Source organism: Escherichia sp. WS33 (genome assembly GCF_046486385.1).
In the GTDB taxonomy this organism is placed as follows: domain Bacteria; phylum Pseudomonadota; class Gammaproteobacteria; order Enterobacterales; family Enterobacteriaceae; genus ECMA0423.
Genome location: NZ_JBJQLJ010000013.1, coordinates 37,465 through 57,460, shown reverse-complemented (window position 1 = coordinate 57,460; position 19,996 = coordinate 37,465). Strand labels below are relative to the sequence as shown.

Here is a 19,996-nt window from a genome sequence, read left to right as displayed (position 1 = left end):
GCGCCAGCATCGCATCCGCCAATAAATGCCGGATGCGATTGATGATTTATAGGCCGAAAAAGAAGTGTTTTACTTACTCAAATCCACCTGATAAATCGCAAACCCGATATCATCGGTCGCGACTTTATTCATCGGATACTGCCCTTTCTCTTTAATAAACGCTGCGGCTTTATCTGACGGGGAAGTTTCGAAACGGATATCCAGTTTCTTATCGGCAGCTATCGGTGCTAAACGCCAGTTGTTATCTGCCGCCGGGTGAATTTCCCCCGCACGTTTCGACTCATCAGCAATCCACGCTGCCAGCACCGAGCGGTTCTCATCCGGTGAAGCAAAAGCGATATGGCTGTCGCCCGTACCGGCAAATTTGCCGCCGTAAGCGCGATAGTTATTGGTGGCAACGAGGAACATGGCGTTCGGATCAATCGGCTTGCCATTAAAGGTCAGGTTCTTAATCCTTTCCGCATTGGCATTAATCATCTGGCACTCGCCGTCATAACGGGCGGGCTGGGTAACATCAATCTGATAATTCACACCATCAATAACATCAAAGTTATAGGTGCGGAAACCGTCCCAGTTGATGAGTGACTGTGGTTTCGTGCTGTTGGGATCAATCTGGTTAAACTGTCCGGCGGAGCACTCCAGCCACTCTTTCACCTCTTTACCGCTGGCTTTCACCACAATCAGCGTATTGGGATAGAGATAAAGATCGGCGGCATTACGGAAGGTCAACTGGCCTTTTTCCACCTCCACATAGCTTGCCGGGTCATTTTTGCGACCACCAACTTTAAACGGTGCGGCAGCTGAAAGCACCGGCAGTTTTGCCAGATCCGGATCGCCCTGAATGTAATGTTCGACATACGCTTTTTGCGCGTTGTTCACTACTTGCACGGTCGGATCGTCCTGCACCAGCGCCAGATAGCTATACATGTTGTCGGCAGATTTACCGATTGGCTTGCTGACGAACTGGCGTGTGGCATCGTGATCGGCTTTGAGTGTTTCTACCAGCTTGCTGTCTTCCGCCGCGAGGGATTTTTTATTGGCGATGTCGTAAATCGGCCGTGCTTCCGCTTTCGCCTGCGTCACCTGCCATTTACCGCTGTCATTACTGAGTTGTAAGTCGACCACCCCAAGATGATCGCCCCACATGCCCGGCATTACCGCCGGAACACCATTCAGCGTGCCTTTGGTGATATCAGCCCCTTCGATATCAGCAAAATCTTTACCCGGGAAAACGGCGTGAGCATGGCCAAACATAATGGCGTTAACGCCCGGAATTTCACTGAGGTAATAAACTGAGTTTTCCGCCATCACTTTATACGGATCGGCAGACAGCCCGGAATGTGCCAGAACGACAACAACATCGGCACCTTTCTCGCGCATTTCAGGCACGTATTTGCGCACGGTTTCGGTAATATCATTCACCGTCACTTTCCCGGATAAATTAGCTTTATCCCAGCCCATGATTTGTGGCGGCACGACGCCAATATAGCCAATCTTCAGCGTCTGTTTTTTTCCGTCTTTATCGACCACTTCGGTGTCTTTAATTAAATACGGTGTAAACATTGGCTGTTTGGTTCTGGCGTCAATGACGTTGGCATTTACATAAGGGAATTTCGCTCCTGCCAGCGCATTTTTCAGGTAATCCAGACCGTAGTTAAACTCGTGGTTGCCAAGCGTTCCGACGGTATAGTCCAGCGTATTTAATGCCTTATAGACCGGGTGAATATCACCTGCTTTTAATCCTTTCGCCGACATGTAATCGGCCAGCGGACTCCCCTGAATCAAATCGCCGTTATCGACCAGTACGCTGTTTTTAACTTCATTGCGGGCATCGTTAATCAGGCTTGCCGTACGTACCAGTCCGAATTTTTCCGTGGCGGTGTCTTTGTAATAATCGAAATCCATCATGTTGCTATGCAGATCAGTGGTTTCCATGATACGCAGATCGACCGTCGCTGCATTCACACTGGCGGCAATCAGCGTGGCCAGGAGCGTTGCGCTAAACTTAATCATCAGGGACATCCTTTTATCATCGGGAATACGAAAGAAAAGGGAGAATAAACGTCTTACTTATAGAACAGTGAAGAATGCCACAATTTTACGCTTTGAAAATGATGACACTATCACAGTTGGCGCATTCATTAACGATAGGGTATAAGTAAAACAATAAGTTAACACCGCTCACAGAGACGAGGTGGAGAAATGTTAGATCAAGTATGCCAGCTTGCACGGAATGCAGGCGATGCCATTATGCAGGTCTACGACGGGACGAAACCGATGGACGTCGTCAGCAAAGCGGACAATTCTCCGGTAACGGCAGCGGATATTGCCGCACACACCGTTATCATGGACGGTTTACGTACGCTGACACCGGATATTCCGGTCCTTTCTGAAGAAGATCCTCCCGGTTGGGAAGCCCGTCAGCACTGGCAGCGTTACTGGCTGGTAGACCCGCTGGATGGTACGAAAGAGTTTATTAAACGTAATGGCGAATTCACCGTTAACATTGCACTCATTGACCATGGCAAACCGATTTTAGGTGTGGTGTATGCGCCGGTAATGAACGTAATGTACAGCGCGGCAGAAGGCAAAGCGTGGAAAGAAGAGTGCGGCGTGCGCAAGCAGATTCAGGTCCGCGATGCGCGCCCGCCGCTGGTGGTGATCAGCCGTTCCCATGCGGATGCGGAGCTGAAAGAGTATCTGCAACAGCTTGGCGAACATCAGACCACGTCCATCGGCTCTTCGCTGAAATTCTGCCTGGTGGCGGAAGGACAGGCGCAGCTGTACCCGCGTTTCGGGCCAACGAATATTTGGGATACCGCCGCTGGTCATGCTGTGGCTGCGGCTGCCGGAGCGCACGTTCACGACTGGCAGGGTAAACCGCTGGATTACACTCCGCGCGAGTCGTTCCTGAATCCTGGGTTCAGAGTGTCTATTTATTAATTAATTTATGCAGCAGGTCCATCACTTGCTGCACCTCTTCCTGAGTAAGCGCCCCGTCTTTGGCCCATTGCACGCGACCGTCTTTATCCAGCACCACTACAGCGGAACTTTTTTCATCCAGCTGCCAGGCACCGCGTGCGACGCCATTGCTATCAACAATAAACTGCGACCAGGGATAAAGCTTTTTATTACTCTCCAGACTGCTGCGCACAAACATGCCGGAACCCGGAATTGCGTCGTCGGTGTTAACAATGGTGGTGGTCTGGTAACGATCGTGCGGTAACTTCGCTGATTTAATCGCTTCAATCAGCGTCGCGTTTTTCTCTTTTGCAGAGGTGCGACCAGCAATATGTTGCAGTACTCGCACTTTTCCCACTAACTGCGCGCTGTTCCAGGTTTTGTAGCTAAACTGATCTTTATCAAGCACCAACTCGCCACGATCGGTGATGCCAATCGGCGGCACTCGCTGACCGGTTTCGAACTGATGTGCGGAAGCCATCATCGGCAACAGCAGGCAGGTGAGTGCCAGAATCTTGCGTAGGGTCATGGTGTTTCCTTCTTATGATATGCAGGTGATCCGACCACTTGGGTCTGAGTTTTAATCATATGTGCTATTTATCGAATTTCCCGCAAGTGTGATGCCAGTTTGCGGTCAAGCGCACAAATCATATGAAAAATGAATGCTTATACTGAAGACCGCGCTTCGGTAAAAAGATAATTCTGAATAATTGTAACCTTTAGGTAAAAAAAGTTATACGCGGTGGAAACATTGCCCGGATAGTCTATAGTCACTAGGCATTAAAATTTGCGCCTCATAATAGTTGGGCCGATTGTGGCACCGCACAGGCGTAATACTCAGCAGGAGATAACAATGAAAATTTTCCAACGGTACAACCCACTTCAGGTGGCGAAGTACGTAAAGATCCTGTTCCGTGGACGGTTATACATCAAGGACGTTGGCGCTTTTGAATTTGATAAGGGTAAGATTCTTATCCCAAAAGTGAAGGATAAGCTGCATTTGTCAGTGATGTCCGAAGTTAACCGTCAGGTTATGCGTCTGCAAACAGAGATGGCTTAACCAAAGTGCTATGCAGTAATAAGACGGCTCCTGATTCAGGAGCCGTTGATGTTTCTGGGGGTTACGCGACGCTTTCTTCTTTATCTTTAGCGTCAGGCAGTTTTGGCGAAAGGGCGGTGGCCTTGCTGTCGATCCGGGTCACCAGCAGCTGGTCGATGCGGTAGTTATCGATATCCACCACTTCAAATTTGTAGCCGGCGAATTTCACCGAATCGGTGCGTTTCGGGATCTTACGCAGCATAAACATCATAAAGCCTCCGATGGTTTCGTAGTTGCCCGACTGCGGGAACTCGTCAATATCCAGCACGCGCATGACGTCGTCAATTGGGGTGCCGCCGTCAATCAGCCATGAGTTCTCATCACGGGCGACAATCTGCTCTTCCAGCCCCTGACCGACCAGATCGCCCATCAGCGTGGTCATCACGTCGTTGAGGGTGATGATCCCCACCACCAGCGCGTACTCGTTCATGATCACCGCGAAGTCTTCACCTGCGGTTTTAAAACTTTCCAACGCCTCTGAAAGGGTTAACGTATCCGGCACAATCAGCGTGTTGCGAATTTGTACGCCGCTGTTCAGTACCAGGCTTTGGTTAGCCAGCACGCGGTTCAGCAGGTCTTTAGAATCGACATAACCGATGATGTGGTCAATATCTTCATTACAGACGAGGAACTTAGAGTGCGGATGTTCCGCCACCTTATTCTTCAGACTTTGCTCATCTTCGTGGAGATCAAACCAAATCACGTTTTCACGCGGTGTCATTGAAGACGGAACGGTACGGGATTCCAGCTCAAAGACGTTTTCAATCAGCTCGTGTTCCTGTTTACGTAACACGCCCGCCAGCGCACCGGCTTCCACTACCGCGTAGATGTCATCAGAAGTGATGTCATCTTTACGTACCATTGGCAGTTTGAAAATACGGAAGATCATGTTCGCCAGGCCGTTGAAGAACCACACCAGCGGGGTGCAAACGTACAGGCAGAAGCGCATCGGGTTGATGATACGCAAAGCGACAGCTTCTGGCGCAATCATACCGATGCGTTTCGGGGTTAAATCCGCAAACAGGATAAACATGCCAGTCACTAACGAGAAAGAGAGAATAAAGCTCAGTTGCTCAGAGAGCTCTGCCGACATATAGCGGGAGAACAGGCTGTGAAAAGCTGGAGAAAATGCCGCATCACCGACGATACCGCCGAGAATCGCCACTGCGTTCAGACCGATTTGGACCACGGTAAAGAACATGCCGGGATTTTCCTGCATATTCAGAACGCGTTGGGCATTTATATTGCCTTCATCAGCCAGCAGTTTAAGTTTGATTTTGCGTGAGGCGGCAAGTGAGATCTCGGACATCGAGAAGAACGCACTTACAGCGATCAAGCAGAGTATGACTAAAATACTGTTTAACATATCTTATCCGACCTTTCAGGCCAGATCCTCGGAAGGGGAAGTTGATTAATTTGTGTGAAATACACATTGAAAGCCGATTCGAAGAAAGTGAACCGGCATTTTCAGTGGCTAGTATAGCGTAAGGTACTGTAAAGCCGCCAGAGGGTTAAAATTCAGGCTGCTGATAAATGCAAAACTGCCTGATGCGCTATGCCGATCAGGCCTACGCAGTCCATGCAATATATTGAATTTGGACGATTTTGTAGGCCTGGTAAGGCGTTTACGCCGCATCCGGCATAGACAAATAGCACTTTATCGACAATCTACATTTGTACCCGTAACGCTATGCTTCCGGCGGCAGACAGACGCCAATTCCGCCAATTCCACAGTAACCATACGGGTTTTTATGCAGATATTGCTGGTGGTCATCTTCGGCATAATAAAACGGTGTGGCGTTAGCGATTTCCGTGGTGATGCGACGATCGTCATCGGCGGCAAGCATCGCCGCCTGAAAACGTTCCAGACTGGCGCGAGCTGCGGCATCCTGTTCTGGGGTCAGCGGATAAATCGCTGAACGATACTGCGTGCCGTGGTCATTGCCCTGACGCATTCCCTGGGCGGGATCGTGATTCTCCCAAAATACCTGTAGCAACTGCTCATAGCTGATGACGGAAGGATCGTAAACAATGCGTACCGCTTCGGCATGACCCGTATCACCGGAGCACACTTCCCGATAAGTCGGATTTGGCGTATAGCCGCCGGTATAGCCTGCGGCGGTGCTGTAAACGCCGGGTAACTGCCAGAACAGACGCTCCACACCCCAGAAACAACCCATCGCAAAAATGGCAATCTCCATTCCGTCAGGTACATTGGTCATTGAGTGACCGTTGACCGCATGCAGCGTGGCTACGGGCATCGGGGTGTTACGTCCAGGCAGGGCATCGGCGGGGGAAACCAGATGCTTTTTATCAAATAAACTCATGGTGTCGCTCTCCCGAAAATCGGTCATTGGGGTTAAGGTTGTAACAAGAGGCGTATTTGCACACAATAACCACCGTGAATAGGTCTAAAGTAAAACATAAGAAATATTTGGGGTTTAGTCTGCTTTTTAATCCATATTACTGGATTTTTGTTAAGCCGTTTAACGGCGTTCCAGGGGCAGGAAAAAAGGATATTCAGGAGAAAATGTGCGCTATATCCGACAGTTATGCTGTGTAAGCTTACTCTGCTTAAGCGGATCTGCCGTCGCCGCGAACGTCCGTCTACAGGTCGAGGGGTTATCGGGACAGCTGGAAAAGAACGTTCGTGCGCAGCTTTCTACGATTGAAAGTGATGAAGTGACGCCAGACCGTCGCTTTCGCGCACGCGTCGATGATGCCATCCGCGAAGGTCTGAAAGCGCTGGGTTATTACCAGCCGACCATTGAATTTGATCTCCGTCCACCGCCAAAGAAAGGGCGGCAGGTATTGATCGCCAAAGTCACGCCAGGCGTGCCGGTGTTAATTGGCGGCACCGATGTGGTATTGCGCGGCGGCGCGCGGACCGATAAAGACTATTTGAAATTGCTCGATACTCGCCCGGCTATTGGCACGGTACTGAACCAGGGCGATTATGAAAATTTCAAAAAGTCCTTAACCAGCATTGCGTTGCGTAAAGGTTATTTCGATAGCGAATTTACCAAAGCGCAGCTGGGCATTGCGCTCGGCCTGCATAAAGCCTTCTGGGATATTGATTATAACAGTGGCGAACGTTACCGCTTTGGGCATGTGACCTTTGAAGGATCACAAATCCGCGATGAATACCTGCAAAATCTGGTGCCGTTTAAAGAGGGCGATGAGTACGAATCGAAAGATCTGGCGGAACTGAACCGTCGACTTTCTGCTACCGGCTGGTTTAACTCGGTCGTAGTGGCTCCACAATTTGATAAAGCGCGCGAAACGAAAGTATTACCATTGACGGGCGTGGTTTCGCCGCGAACTGAAAATACCATCGAAACCGGGGTCGGTTACTCTACGGACGTGGGACCGCGCGTGAAAGCGACGTGGAAAAAGCCGTGGATGAACTCTTATGGTCACAGTCTGACCACCAGTACCAGTATTTCCGCGCCGGAACAGACCCTCGACTTCAGCTATAAAATGCCGCTGCTGAAGAATCCACTGGAACAATATTATTTGGTGCAGGGCGGTTTTAAGCGCACTGACCTGAACGATACCGAGTCTGACTCCACTACGCTGGTGGCTTCTCGCTACTGGGATCTCTCCAGCGGCTGGCAGCGTGCCATTAACCTGCGCTGGAGTCTCGACCACTTTACTCAGGGTGAAATTACCAACACCACGATGCTGTTTTATCCAGGGGTGATGATTAGCCGCACGCGTTCTCGTGGTGGCTTGATGCCAACCTGGGGCGACTCGCAACGCTACTCTATCGACTACTCCAACACGGCCTGGGGCTCAGATGTCGATTTCTCCGTTTTCCAGGCACAAAACGTCTGGATCCGCACACTGTACGATCGCCATCGTTTTGTTACACGCGGCACGCTGGGCTGGATTGAAACCGGTGATTTCGACAAAGTACCGCCGGATCTGCGTTTCTTCGCCGGGGGCGATCGCAGTATTCGCGGCTACAAATACAAATCTATCGCCCCGAAATACGCCAACGGTGACCTGAAAGGGGCCTCGAAGTTGATAACCGGATCGCTGGAGTACCAGTACAACGTGACCGGAAAATGGTGGGGCGCGGTGTTTGTCGATAGTGGCGAAGCGGTAAGCGATATTCGCCGCAGCGACTTTAAGACCGGTACCGGGGTCGGCGTGCGCTGGGAATCGCCGGTCGGGCCAATCAAACTCGATTTTGCCGTACCGGTCGCGGATAAAGACGAACACGGGTTACAGTTTTACATCGGTCTGGGGCCAGAATTATGAGTTTATGGAAAAAAATCAGCCTCGGCGTGGTTATCGTTATCTTACTGTTGCTGGGATCGGTGGCGTTTCTGGTGGGCACCACCAGTGGCCTGCATCTGGTATTTAAAGCGGCGGATCGCTGGGTACCAGGACTGGATATTGGCAAGGTCACCGGCGGCTGGCGCGATCTCACCTTGTCTGACGTTCGTTATGAGCAGCCAGGCGTGGCGGTAAAAGCGGGCAATCTGCATCTGGCGGTCGGGCTTGAGTGCCTGTGGAACAGTAGCGTTTGTATTAATGACCTGGCGCTGAAAGACATTCAGGTCAACATCGACAGTAAAAAAATGCCTCCTTCTGAACAGGTTGAAGAAGAGGAAGATAGCGGTCCGCTGGATCTCTCCACGCCGTATCCCATCACCCTGACACGGGTGGCGCTGGATAACGTCAACATCAAGATTGATGACACCACGGTATCGGTGATGGACTTCACCTCCGGCCTGAACTGGCAGGAGAAAACCCTGACCCTGAAACCGACGTCGCTGAAAGGCCTGCTGATTGCTCTGCCGAAAGTGGCGGAAGTGGCGCAGGAAGAGGTCGTCGAACCGAAGATTGAAAATCCGCAGCCGGATGAAAAGCCGCTCGGCGAAACGCTGAAAGATCTCTTTTCTCGCCCGGTATTGCCGGAAATGACCGACGTGCATTTGCCGCTTAACCTGAACATTGAAGAGTTTAAAGGCGAGCAGTTACGCGTGACGGGCGACACGGACATCACCGTGCGCACCATGCTGCTGAAAGTGAGCAGCATTGACGGCAATACTAAACTGGACGCCCTGGATATCGATTCCAACCAGGGGATCGTCAACGCCAGCGGCACGGCGCAGCTGTCAGACAACTGGCCGGTGGATATCACCCTCAACAGCACACTGAACGTGGAGCCGTTGAAAGGTGAAAAAGTGAAGCTAAAAGTGGGCGGCGCGCTGCGCGAACAGCTGGAGATTGGCGTTAATCTTTCCGGTCCGGTGGATATGGATTTACGCGCCCAGACGCGACTGGCGGAAGCCGGATTGCCGCTCAACGTGGAAGTGAACAGCAAACAGATTTACTGGCCGTTCACTGGTGAGAAGCAGTATCAGGCGGATGATCTGAAACTGAAACTTACCGGCAAAATGACCGATTACACGCTCTCTATGCGTACGGCAGTGAAGGGACTGGAGATCCCGCCAGCCACCATTACCCTTGATGCCAAAGGTAATGAACAGCAGGTCAATCTCGACAAACTCACCGTCGCGGCGCTGGAAGGGAAAACTGAACTCAAGGCGTTGCTCGACTGGCAGCAGGCCATTAGTTGGCGCGGTGAGCTAACGCTTAACGGCATTAACACCGCCAAAGAGATCCCAGAGTGGCCGTCGAAACTCAATGGCTTGATTAAAACCCGCGGTAGCCTGTACGGCGGCACCTGGCAGATGGAGGTGCCAGAACTGAAGCTGACCGGTAACGTCAAACAGAACAAAGTGAATGTTGACGGCACGCTGAAAGGCAACAGTTATATGCAGTGGATGATCCCAGGGCTGCATCTGGAACTGGGGCCAAACAGTGCCGAAGTGAAAGGCGAGCTGGGGGTAAAAGATCTCAATCTTGATGCCACCATCAACGCGCCGGGGCTGGATAACGCGCTGCCGGGGCTTGGCGGTACAGCGAAAGGGCTGGTGAAAGTACGCGGCACGGTGGAAGCGCCACAACTACTGGCAGATATCACCGCGCGCGGCCTGCGCTGGCAGGAACTTTCCGTGGCGCAGGTTCGCGTGGAAGGCGATATCAAATCCACCGATCAGATTGCGGGTAAACTCGACGTACGCGTTGAGCAAATTTCGCAGCCGGATGTCAATATCAACCTCGTCACCCTGAATGCCAAAGGCAGCGAAAAGCAGCACGAGCTACAGTTGCGGATTCAGGGCGAGCCTGTCTCCGGGCAGCTTAATCTGGCAGGAAGTTTTGATCGCAAAGAAGAACGCTGGAAGGGAACTCTTAGCAATACCCGCTTCCAGACGCCGGTCGGCCCGTGGTCGCTGACCCGCGATATTGCGCTGGATTACCGCAATAAGGAGCAAAAAATCAGCATCGGGCCACACTGCTGGCTTAACCCGAATGCGGAACTGTGCGTGCCGCAAACTATCGATGCGGGGGCCGAAGGGCGTGCGGTGGTGAATCTCAACCGCTTCGACCTCGCCATGCTGAAACCGTTTATGCCAGAAACCACTCAGGCCAGCGGTATCTTCACGGGTAAAGCGGATGTTGCCTGGGACACCACGAAAGAGGGGCTGCCGCAGGGCAGTATCACCCTTTCGGGGCGTAACGTGCAGGTAACGCAAACCGTCAACGATGCGGCGCTGCCGGTGGCGTTTCAGACACTGAATCTGACGGCGGAATTGCGTAACAACCGTGCCGAATTGGGCTGGACCATCCGCCTGACCAATAACGGCCAGTTTGATGGACAGGTGCAGGTGACCGATCCGCAAGGCCGCCGTAATCTTGGTGGCAACGTCAATATCCGTAACTTCAACCTTGCGATGATAAACCCCATCTTTACCCGTGGGGAAAAAGCAGCGGGGATGGTGAGTGCCAACTTGCGTCTGGGTGGTGATGTGCAAAGCCCGCAGTTGTTTGGTCAGCTTCAGGTTACGGGTGTGGATATCGACGGCAACTTTATGCCGTTTGATATGCAGCCGAGCCAGCTTGCGGTCAACTTTAACGGTATGCGCTCGACGCTTGCCGGTACAGTACGGACCCAGCAGGGTGAAATCTACCTGAACGGTGATGCCGACTGGAGCCAAATTGAAAACTGGCGGGCACGAGTAACGGCGAAAGGCAGTAAAGTGCGGATCACCGTGCCGCCGATGGTACGAATGGATGTATCGCCAGATGTTGTATTCGAGGCTACACCAAACCTGTTTACCCTCGATGGTCGCGTGGATGTCCCGTGGGCGCGCATCGTGGTGCACGATCTGCCGGAAAGCGCAGTAGGCGTCTCCAGCGATGTGGTGATGCTTAACGATAACCTGCAACCGGAAGAGCCGAAAACGGCGTCGATTCCGATTAACAGTAACCTGATTGTCCACGTTGGCAACAATGTGCGCATTGACGCCTTTGGCCTGAAAGCGCGGCTGACGGGCGATCTTAACGTCGTACAGGACAAACAAGGGCTGGGCCTGAACGGGCAGATCAACATCCCTGAAGGGCGCTTCCATGCCTATGGTCAGGATCTGATTGTGCGTAAGGGTGAGTTACTGTTCTCTGGTCCGCCGGATCAACCGTATCTTAATATTGAAGCTATTCGTAACCCGGATGCTACAGAAGACGACGTAATCGCCGGAGTTCGCGTCACTGGTCTGGCGGACGAACCGAAAGCGGAGATCTTCTCTGACCCGGCGATGTCGCAACAAGCTGCATTGTCTTATTTGCTACGTGGACAAGGGCTGGAGAGCGATCAGAGCGACAGTGCGGCAATGACCTCGATGCTGATTGGTCTGGGGGTTGCGCAAAGTGGCCAGATTGTGGGTAAAATCGGCGAGACGTTTGGCGTAAGCAATTTAGCGCTCGACACCCAGGGAGTAGGCGACTCCTCCCAGGTAGTGGTCAGCGGCTATGTATTGCCAGGTCTGCAAGTGAAATATGGCGTGGGTATATTTGACTCTATAGCAACACTCACGTTACGTTATCGCCTGATGCCTAAGCTATATCTGGAAGCCGTGTCTGGTGTAGACCAGGCACTGGATTTGCTCTATCAGTTCGAGTTTTAGCAATGCGAATATTTGTCTACGGCAGTTTACGCCACAAACAAGGCAACAGTCACTGGATGACCAATGCCCAGTTACTGGGCGATTTCAGTATCGATAACTACCAGTTGTATAGCCTGGGCCACTATCCAGGCGCAGTTCCGGGGAACGGAACAGTACACGGTGAAGTTTATCGTATTGACAACGCCACGCTGGCCGAACTTGATGCCTTGCGCACCAGGGGCGGTGAATACGCGCGCCAGTTGATTCAGACGCCGTACGGGAGTGCATGGATGTACGTTTATCAACGACCCGTCGATGGATTAAAGCTAATTGAAAGCGGCGACTGGTTAGACAGGGATAAGTAATAATAAAAGCACGCCACCTTCGGGTGGCGTTGTTTTATGCGATGTATCTCGCGATTTTTTTTTGTAACTTTTCCATCTTTTGCTTTTCTCTCCGAGCCGCTTTCCATATCTGCAATCGCATAAAAAACTCTGCTGGCGTTCACAAATGTGCAGGGGTAAAACGTTTCCTGTAGCACCGTGAGTTATACTTTGTATAACTTAAGGAGGTGCAGATGCGTATTACCATAAAAAGATGGGGGAACAGTGCAGGTATGGTCATTCCCAATATCGTAATGAAAGAACTTAACTTACAGCCGGGGCAGAGCGTGGAAGCGCAGGTGAGCAACAACCAACTGATTCTGACACCCATCTCCAGGCGCTACTCGCTTGATGAACTGCTGGCACAGTGTGACATGAACGCCGCGGAACTTAGCGAGCAGGATGTCTGGGGTAAATCCACCCCTGCGGGTGACGAAATATGGTAAAGAAAAGTGAATTTGAACGGGGAGACATTGTGCTGGTTGGCTTTGATCCAGCAAGCGGCCATGAACAGCAAGGTGCTGGTCGACCTGCGCTTGTGCTCTCCGTTCAAGCCTTTAATCAACTGGGAATGACGCTGGTGGCCCCCATTACGCAGGGCGGAAATTTTGCCCGTTATGCCGGATTTAGCGTTCCTTTACATTGCGAAGAAGGCGATGTGCACGGCGTGGTGCTGGTGAATCAGGTGCGGATGATGGATCTACGCGCCCGGCTGGCAAAGCGTATTGGTCTGGCTGCGGATGAGGTGGTGGAAGAGGCGTTATTACGCTTGCAGGCGGTGGTGGAATAAGGTGTGTTTATTTATCGCGGGCATAAAAAAACCCTTACTAACCGAAGCCCGGTGTTCAGGGTTATTGCGCTATAAGAACTTATTTATTCTTTGCGCGCTCGAAGGAGGCAACGATTTCAGCTTTAGCGGCTTCTGCGTTTTCCCAACCTTCAACTTTCACCCACTTGCCTTTTTCGAGGTCTTTGTAGTGCTCGAAGAAGTGAGCGATCTGCGCTTTCAGCAGCTCTGGCAGATCGTTAACGTCTTTAATGTGATCGTATTCTTTGCTCAGCTTGGTGTGCGGAACAGCAATCAGTTTCGCATCTTCACCGGCTTCGTCGGTCATTTTCAGAACGCCAACCGGACGGCAACGGATCACAGAACCCGGCTGCAGCGGGTACGGAGTCGGGACCAGTACGTCAACCGGGTCACCGTCCAGAGACAGAGTGTGGTTGATATAGCCGTAGTTGCACGGATAGAACATCGCGGTGGACATGAAGCGGTCAACGAACAGTGCGCCGCTCTCTTTGTCGATTTCGTATTTGATCGGATCTGCGTTAGCCGGGATCTCAATAACAACGTAGATGTCTTCCGGCAGATCTTTACCCGCAGGGACGTTGAGTAAGCTCATGTCTGTTTCCTTTAAAAATATGTGGCAAACAAGTGCCGAGTATTATAGCCAACTCGCGCCGAATGTCTTCGCTTGTTTTCGTCTTCATTTTCCTTTTTCGCCAGTTTTAAGACGGTATACAGAGCAGGAAAATCCATAACCGTAGCCGCATTTTTCATAGTGAGATGAAAGCGATTACAAACTTGTGATTAACGTTTTATTTACTTTTATGAAGTGTGATGTAACGCAATCCGTTACATAACGAATTGTCTATAGTTTTTCCGCGAACATCTTTTCACCAATAATAATTACCCCGACGAGGACAACCCTATGTGGAAACGCTTACTTGTAGTCTCTGCAGTCTCGGCAGCCATGTCGTCTATGGCGTTGGCCGCTCCATTAACCGTAGGATTTTCGCAGGTCGGATCGGAATCCGGCTGGCGCGCTGCAGAAACCAATGTGGCGAAAAGTGAGGCCGAAAAACGCGGAATTACGCTGAAAATTGCCGATGGTCAGCAAAAGCAGGAAAACCAGATTAAAGCGGTACGTTCCTTCGTCGCGCAAGGGGTGGATGCGATCTTTATCGCTCCGGTGGTCGCGACAGGTTGGGAACCGGTATTAAAAGAGGCGAAAGATGCCGAAATCCCGGTCTTCTTGCTCGACCGTTCCATCGATGTGAAAGACAAATCTCTCTATATGACCACCGTTACTGCCGACAACATCCTCGAAGGTAAGTTGATCGGTGACTGGCTGGTAAAAGAAGTGAATGGCAAACCATGCAACGTGGTGGAGCTGCAGGGCACCGTTGGGGCCAGCGTCGCCATTGACCGCAAGAAAGGCTTTGCCGAAGCCATTAAGAATGCGCCAAATATCAAAATTATCCGCTCGCAGTCAGGTGACTTTACCCGCAGTAAAGGCAAAGAAGTCATGGAAAGCTTTATCAAAGCGGAAAACAACGGCAAAAACATCTGCATGGTTTACGCCCATAACGATGACATGGTGATTGGCGCAATTCAGGCAATTAAAGAAGCGGGCCTGAAACCGGGCAAAGATATCCTCACGGGTTCCATTGACGGTGTACCGGACATCTACAAAGCGATGATTGATGGCGAAGCGAACGCCAGTGTTGAACTGACGCCGAATATGGCGGGACCCGCTTTTGACGCGCTGGAGAAATACAAAAAAGACGGCACCATGCCTGAAAAGCTGACGTTAACCAAATCCACCCTTTACCTGCCTGATACCGCAAAAGAAGAGTTAGAGAAGAAGAAAAATATGGGGTATTGAGGGTTGCTATGCCTGATGCCGATTCGTAGGCCGGATAAGGCGCTCGCGCCGCATCCGGCGGTGGTGCGCTGAAGCCTGATGCGACGCTTACCGCGTCTTATCATGCCTACGAGTTCGGTGCTCTGTGTAGGCCGGATAAGGCGTTCACGCCGCATCCGGCAGTGGTGCAACACCGGACTTAACACCGTGCACAATCTGTCCCCTCGCCCCTTCGGGGAGAGGGTTAGGGTGAGGGGGACAAACGGCGCAGCTCTTAACATCAGGCACGATCTATTCCCAGACTTTTAGAGCGTGGCTAAGGGGGAAACCATGACGACCGACCAACACCAGGAAATCCTCCGCACCGAAGGATTAAGTAAATTTTTCCCCGGCGTCAAAGCGTTAGACAACGTTGATTTCAGCCTGCGCCGTGGCGAAATCATGGCGCTGCTCGGTGAAAACGGGGCGGGAAAATCGACGCTAATCAAAGCATTAACCGGTGTATACCACGCCGATCGCGGCACCATCTGGCTGGAAGGCCAGGCTATCTCACCGAAAAATACCGCCCATGCACAACAACTCGGCATCGGAACCGTTTATCAGGAAGTCAACCTGCTACCCAATATGTCGGTCGCTGATAATCTATTCATAGGTCGCGAACCCAAACGTTTCGGCTTTCTACGCCGCAAAGAGATGGAAAAGCGTGCCACCGAACTGATGACATCTTACGGTTTCTCCCTCGACGTGCGTGAACCGCTTAACCGCTTTTCAGTCGCGATGCAGCAAATCGTCGCCATTTGCCGGGCTATCGATCTCTCTGCCAAAGTGCTGATCCTCGATGAACCCACCGCCAGTCTCGACACTCAGGAAGTAGAATTACTGTTTGGCCTGATGCGTCAGTTGCGCGATCGCGGCGTCAGCCTGATCTTTGTCACTCACTTTCTCGATCAGGTCTATCAGGTCAGCGATCGGATCACCGTCTTACGCAACGGCAGTTTCGTAGGCTGTCGGGAAACGCGCGAGCTACCGCAGATCGAACTGGTAAAAATGATGCTGGGGCGCGAGCTGGATACCCACGCGCTACAGCGTGCCGGGCGAACATTGTTGAGCGACAAACCCGTTGCCGCGTTCAAAAATTACGGCAAAAAAGGAACGATCGCACCGTTTGATCTCGAAGTGCGCCCCGGCGAGATCGTCGGCCTGGCAGGCTTGCTGGGATCAGGACGTACCGAAACCGCCGAAGTGATCTTCGGTATCAAACCTGCTGACAGCGGCACGGCGTTGATCAAAGGCAAACCGCAAACCCTGCGATCGCCACATCAGGCTTCGGTACTGGGCATCGGCTTCTGCCCGGAAGACAGGAAAACCGATGGCATCATCGCTGCCGCCTCGGTGCGGGAAAATATCATCCTCGCTCTCCAGGCCCAGCGCGGCTGGCTACGACCCATTTCCCGTAAAGAACAGCAAGAAATTGCCGAACGCTTTATCCGCCAGCTTGGCATTCGCACACCTTCAACTGAACAACCGATTGAATTTCTCTCCGGCGGCAATCAGCAAAAAGTATTGCTTTCACGTTGGCTACTGACTCGTCCGCAATTTCTGATCCTCGATGAGCCAACCCGTGGCATTGATGTTGGTGCCCACGCCGAGATCATCCGCCTGATTGAAACGCTATGCGCCGATGGTCTGGCGCTGCTGGTGATCTCCTCCGAACTGGAAGAACTGGTGGGCTATGCCGACCGGGTGATCATCATGCGCGATCGCAAACAGGTGGCGGAGATCCCGCTGGCAGAGCTTTCCGTTCCGGCGATCATGAACGCCATTGCGGCGTAAGGAGAACAGTGTGATGCCTCAATCTCTCCCGGACACTACGCCGCCGAAAAGGCGCTTTCGCTGGCCAACGGGAATGTCGCAGCTGGTAGCACTATTGCTGGTGCTGCTGGTCGACAGCCTGGTAGCCCCGCATTTCTGGCAGGTAGTGCTTCAGGATGGGCGTTTGTTCGGTAGCCCCATAGACATTCTTAACCGTGCAGCACCCGTTGCGTTACTGGCGATTGGTATGACGCTGGTGATCGCCACCGGTGGGATTGATCTCTCCGTAGGGGCGGTGATGGCTATCGCCGGAGCCACAACGGCTGCGATGACGGTCGCGGGATTCAGCCTGCCGATTGTTTTGTTAAGCGCCCTGGGCACCGGCATCCTGGCGGGATTGTGGAACGGCATACTGGTAGCGATCCTCAAAATTCAGCCGTTTGTCGCCACCCTGATCCTGATGGTCGCCGGGCGCGGCGTGGCGCAACTGATCACCGCCGGGCAGATCGTCACGTTTAACTCGCCGGATCTCTCATGGTTTGGCAGCGGATCGCTGTTGTTCCTGCCAACGCCGGTCATTATCGCGGTGCTGACGCTTCTCCTGTTCTGGCTGTTGACCCGCAAAACGGCGCTGGGGATGTTTATCGAAGCCGTTGGTATCAACATTCGGGCGGCAAAAAATGCCGGGGTAAACACGCGGATCATCGTCATGCTCACCTACGTGTTGAGCGGGCTGTGTGCGGCGATTGCGGGCATTATCGTGGCGGCGGATATTCGCGGTGCCGATGCCAATAACGCCGGGTTATGGCTGGAGCTGGACGCCATTCTTGCGGTGGTGATTGGCGGCGGATCGCTGATGGGCGGGCGCTTTAACCTGCTGCTCTCAGTCGTGGGGGCGCTGATTATTCAGGGGATGAACACCGGAATTTTACTTTCTGGCTTTCCGCCGGAGATGAACCAGGTCGTAAAAGCGGTGGTGGTGCTTTGTGTGCTGATTGTTCAGTCGCAACGCTTTATCAGTCTGATTAAAGGAGTACGTAGCCATGATAAAACGTAATTTGCCACTGATGATCACCATCGGCGTCTTTGTGCTGGGCTATTTCTACTGCCTGACGCAGTTTCCCGGTTTTGCTTCCACAAGAGTGATCTGCAATATCCTGACCGATAACGCCTTTCTTGGGATAATCGCCGTTGGCATGACCTTTGTGATCCTCTCTGGCGGTATCGATCTCTCCGTCGGTTCGGTGATCGCCTTTACTGGCGTGTTTCTGGCAAAAGTGGTTGGCGATTTCGGCCTCTCGCCGCTGCTGGCGTTTCCGCTAGTGCTGGTGATGGGCTGTGCCTTCGGCGCATTTATGGGGCTTCTGATCGACGCCCTGAAGATCCCGGCATTTATCATTACGCTTGCGGGGATGTTCTTTTTGCGCGGCGTCAGCTATCTCGTTTCGGAAGAGTCGATTCCGATAAACCATCCCATTTATGACACGCTCTCAAGCCTTGCGTGGAAAATCCCCGGCGGCGGTCGCCTTAGTGCGATGGGGCTGTTGATGCTGGCGGTGGTGGTTATCGGTATTTTCCTTGCGCATCGTACCCGTTTTGGCAATCAGGTATACGCCATTGGCGGCAACGCAACGTCGGCAAACCTGATGGGGATTTCTACCCGCAGCACCACTATTCGCATTTATATGCTCTCCACCGGACTGGCAACGCTGGCGGGGATTGTCTTCTCGATTTATACCCAGGCCGGATATGCGCTGGCGGGCGTAGGTGTGGAACTGGATGCTATCGCCTCAGTGGTAATTGGCGGTACGCTTTTGAGCGGTGGCGTTGGAACGGTATTAGGGACGCTTTTTGGCGTGGCGATTCAGGGGCTAATTCAGACTTATATCAACTTTGACGGTACGCTGAGTTCCTGGTGGACGAAAATCGCCATCGGCATTTTGCTGTTCATTTTTATTGCCTTACAGCGTGGATTAACGGTGCTGTGGGAGAATCGTCAGAGTTCGCCAGTGACAAGAGTCAATATTGCGCAGCGATAAAAACGCCTCTCCGTGTGGAGAGGCGCAGGAGATTACGCGTCCGGGAATTCACGGATAAAGCGTTCGACATCTTCAACCATATGGTCGTTGCCGACAAAGAACGAACGGCGCTGGTGCAGAGTTTCCGGGATGATATCCAGAATACGCTCTTTGCCATCGCTCGCTTTACCGCCCGCTTGTTCCGCCAGGAATGCCATCGGGTTGCACTCATACAGCAAACGCAGTTTGCCGTCCGGGTGGCTGGCGGTGCTTGGGTAGAGATAAATACCGCCTTTCAGCAGGTTACGGTGGAAATCCGCGACCAGTGAACCGATATAACGTGAGGTATACGGGCGGTTGGTGGATTTATCTTCTTCCTGGCAGAATTTAATGTACTTCTTCACCCCGTTCGGAAACTTAATGTAGTTTCCTTCGTTGATGGAGTAGGTTTTGCCTTTCTCCGGGAAGCGCATCCGTTCCTGGCACAGGCAGAAAACGCCCAGCGAAGGATCGTAAGTAAAGGCGTGAACACCGCATCCGGTGGTGTAAACCAGCATGGTAGAGGAGCCGTATACCACGTAACCTGCCGCAACCTGTTTGTTACCAGGCTGGAGGAAATCTTCTTCCGTTACCGGCGTGCCAACAGGCGTAACGCGGCGGTAGATGGAGAAAATGGTACCGACAGAGACGTTAACATCGATGTTGGACGAGCCATCCAGGGGGTCCATCAGCACCACGTATTTTGCGTGTTCACAGCCTTCAAAGACGACAATCTCATCTTCTTCTTCAGAGGCAATGCCCGCAACGATATCGCGTGCTTTCAGTGCGGCTTTCAGTTTTTCATTAGCGAACAAGTCGAGTTTCTGCTGAACCTCGCCCTGCACGTTCTCAGCACCGCTGGCACCCAGGATATCAACCAGTCCTGCTTTGTTGATATCGCGATGGATAATCTTGGCGCCCAGTTTTATTGCCGACAGCAAAGCAGTGAGCTCACCGGTAGCATGAGAAAACTCGTGCTGCTTTTCGACAATAAATTCACCTAACGTTTTCATAAAAC

Annotated in this window: 17 protein-coding genes; 11 read left to right on the top strand and 6 right to left on the bottom strand. The window is 52.2% G+C overall.

What is annotated here, in order from left to right; all coding sequences use genetic code 11:
• Positions 1–69 precede the first annotated feature (69 nt).
• Positions 70–2,013 (bottom strand): 2',3'-cyclic-nucleotide 2'-phosphodiesterase, encoded by a 1,944-nt coding sequence (gene cpdB, locus ACJHXA_RS12520; protein ID WP_000589439.1) that lies wholly within the window; start codon positions 2,011–2,013, stop codon positions 70–72.
• 189 nt (positions 2,014–2,202) lie between these two features.
• On the opposite strand from cpdB, the gene cysQ reads away from it, so the two are divergent.
• Positions 2,203–2,943: a 3'(2'),5'-bisphosphate nucleotidase CysQ gene (cysQ, locus tag ACJHXA_RS12515; protein WP_000886895.1), complete on the top strand. Its 741-nt coding sequence runs from the start codon at positions 2,203–2,205 to the stop codon at positions 2,941–2,943.
• Here the strand turns inward: cysQ and ACJHXA_RS12510 are convergent.
• Positions 2,933–3,490, bottom strand: coding sequence for a YtfJ family protein (locus ACJHXA_RS12510; RefSeq protein WP_000175289.1), 558 nt, complete (start codon positions 3,488–3,490; stop codon positions 2,933–2,935). The two genes, cysQ and ACJHXA_RS12510, sit on opposite strands and share 11 nt — an antisense overlap.
• Before the next feature lie 324 nt (positions 3,491–3,814).
• Here ACJHXA_RS12510 and ACJHXA_RS12505 point away from each other — a divergent pair, with 324 nt between their 5' ends.
• Positions 3,815–4,021: a DUF1107 domain-containing protein gene (locus ACJHXA_RS12505; RefSeq protein WP_000689228.1), complete on the top strand. Its 207-nt coding sequence runs from the start codon at positions 3,815–3,817 to the stop codon at positions 4,019–4,021.
• 61 nt (positions 4,022–4,082) lie between these two features.
• On the opposite strand, the gene ACJHXA_RS12500 is transcribed toward ACJHXA_RS12505, so the two are convergent.
• Positions 4,083–5,426 (bottom strand): hemolysin family protein, encoded by a 1,344-nt coding sequence (locus ACJHXA_RS12500; RefSeq protein WP_000935046.1) that lies wholly within the window; start codon positions 5,424–5,426, stop codon positions 4,083–4,085.
• A 322-nt stretch (positions 5,427–5,748) separates the two neighbouring features.
• Positions 5,749–6,387 carry a peptide-methionine (S)-S-oxide reductase MsrA gene (gene msrA, locus ACJHXA_RS12495; protein ID WP_001305659.1) on the bottom strand — a complete coding sequence of 213 codons (639 nt, stop codon included), beginning with the start codon at positions 6,385–6,387 and terminating at the stop codon, positions 5,749–5,751.
• Between the two features lie 205 nt (positions 6,388–6,592).
• On the opposite strand from msrA, the gene tamA reads away from it, so the two are divergent.
• From tamA to chpB, 5 genes are all read left to right on the top strand, one after another.
• A complete protein-coding gene (gene tamA, locus ACJHXA_RS12490; RefSeq protein WP_001269327.1) occupies positions 6,593–8,326 on the top strand; it encodes an autotransporter assembly complex protein TamA in 1,734 nt (577 codons plus the stop codon).
• Entirely contained in the window at positions 8,323–12,102 is a 3,780-nt protein-coding gene (gene tamB, locus ACJHXA_RS12485; protein WP_000060901.1) for an autotransporter assembly complex protein TamB, read from the top strand. Before tamA ends, tamB begins: the two co-directional genes overlap by 4 nt.
• A 2-nt stretch (positions 12,103–12,104) precedes the next feature.
• The gene (locus ACJHXA_RS12480) at positions 12,105–12,446 is read left to right on the top strand and encodes a gamma-glutamylcyclotransferase (RefSeq protein WP_001219160.1); all 342 of its coding nucleotides are present in this window, start codon (positions 12,105–12,107) and stop codon (positions 12,444–12,446) included.
• 212 nt (positions 12,447–12,658) lie between these two features.
• Complete coding sequence (gene chpS, locus ACJHXA_RS12475; RefSeq protein WP_001223208.1) at positions 12,659–12,910, top strand: type II toxin-antitoxin system antitoxin ChpS; 252 nt, start codon at positions 12,659–12,661, stop codon at positions 12,908–12,910.
• Positions 12,904–13,254 (top strand): endoribonuclease toxin ChpB, encoded by a 351-nt coding sequence (chpB, locus tag ACJHXA_RS12470; RefSeq protein WP_000239579.1) that lies wholly within the window; start codon positions 12,904–12,906, stop codon positions 13,252–13,254. Before chpS ends, chpB begins: the two co-directional genes overlap by 7 nt.
• 79 nt (positions 13,255–13,333) lie before the next feature.
• On the opposite strand, the gene ppa is transcribed toward chpB, so the two are convergent.
• Positions 13,334–13,864: an inorganic diphosphatase gene (gene ppa / locus ACJHXA_RS12465; RefSeq protein WP_000055072.1), complete on the bottom strand. Its 531-nt coding sequence runs from the start codon at positions 13,862–13,864 to the stop codon at positions 13,334–13,336.
• 309 nt (positions 13,865–14,173) lie between these two features.
• Between ppa and ytfQ the strand changes: the two genes are divergently transcribed.
• From ytfQ to yjfF, 4 genes are all read left to right on the top strand, one after another.
• Positions 14,174–15,130 (top strand): galactofuranose ABC transporter substrate-binding protein YtfQ, encoded by a 957-nt coding sequence (ytfQ, locus tag ACJHXA_RS12460; protein WP_000265933.1) that lies wholly within the window; start codon positions 14,174–14,176, stop codon positions 15,128–15,130.
• 309 nt (positions 15,131–15,439) lie between these two features.
• Entirely contained in the window at positions 15,440–16,942 is a 1,503-nt protein-coding gene (ytfR, locus tag ACJHXA_RS12455; RefSeq protein ID WP_000205793.1) for a galactofuranose ABC transporter, ATP-binding protein YtfR, read from the top strand.
• Between the two features lie 13 nt (positions 16,943–16,955).
• On the top strand, positions 16,956–17,978 hold the full coding sequence (ytfT, locus tag ACJHXA_RS12450; RefSeq protein ID WP_001339490.1) for a galactofuranose ABC transporter, ATP-binding protein YtfT: 1,023 nt from the start codon (positions 16,956–16,958) through the stop codon (positions 17,976–17,978).
• Positions 17,965–18,960: a galactofuranose ABC transporter, permease protein YjfF gene (gene yjfF / locus ACJHXA_RS12445; protein WP_000595986.1), complete on the top strand. Its 996-nt coding sequence runs from the start codon at positions 17,965–17,967 to the stop codon at positions 18,958–18,960. The genes ytfT and yjfF overlap by 14 nt, the downstream gene beginning before the upstream one ends.
• A gap of 32 nt (positions 18,961–18,992) precedes the next feature.
• Here yjfF and fbp read toward each other — a convergent pair whose 3' ends face one another.
• Complete coding sequence (gene fbp, locus ACJHXA_RS12440) at positions 18,993–19,991, bottom strand: class 1 fructose-bisphosphatase (protein ID WP_000853753.1); 999 nt, start codon at positions 19,989–19,991, stop codon at positions 18,993–18,995.
• Positions 19,992–19,996: the final 5 nt, after the last annotated feature.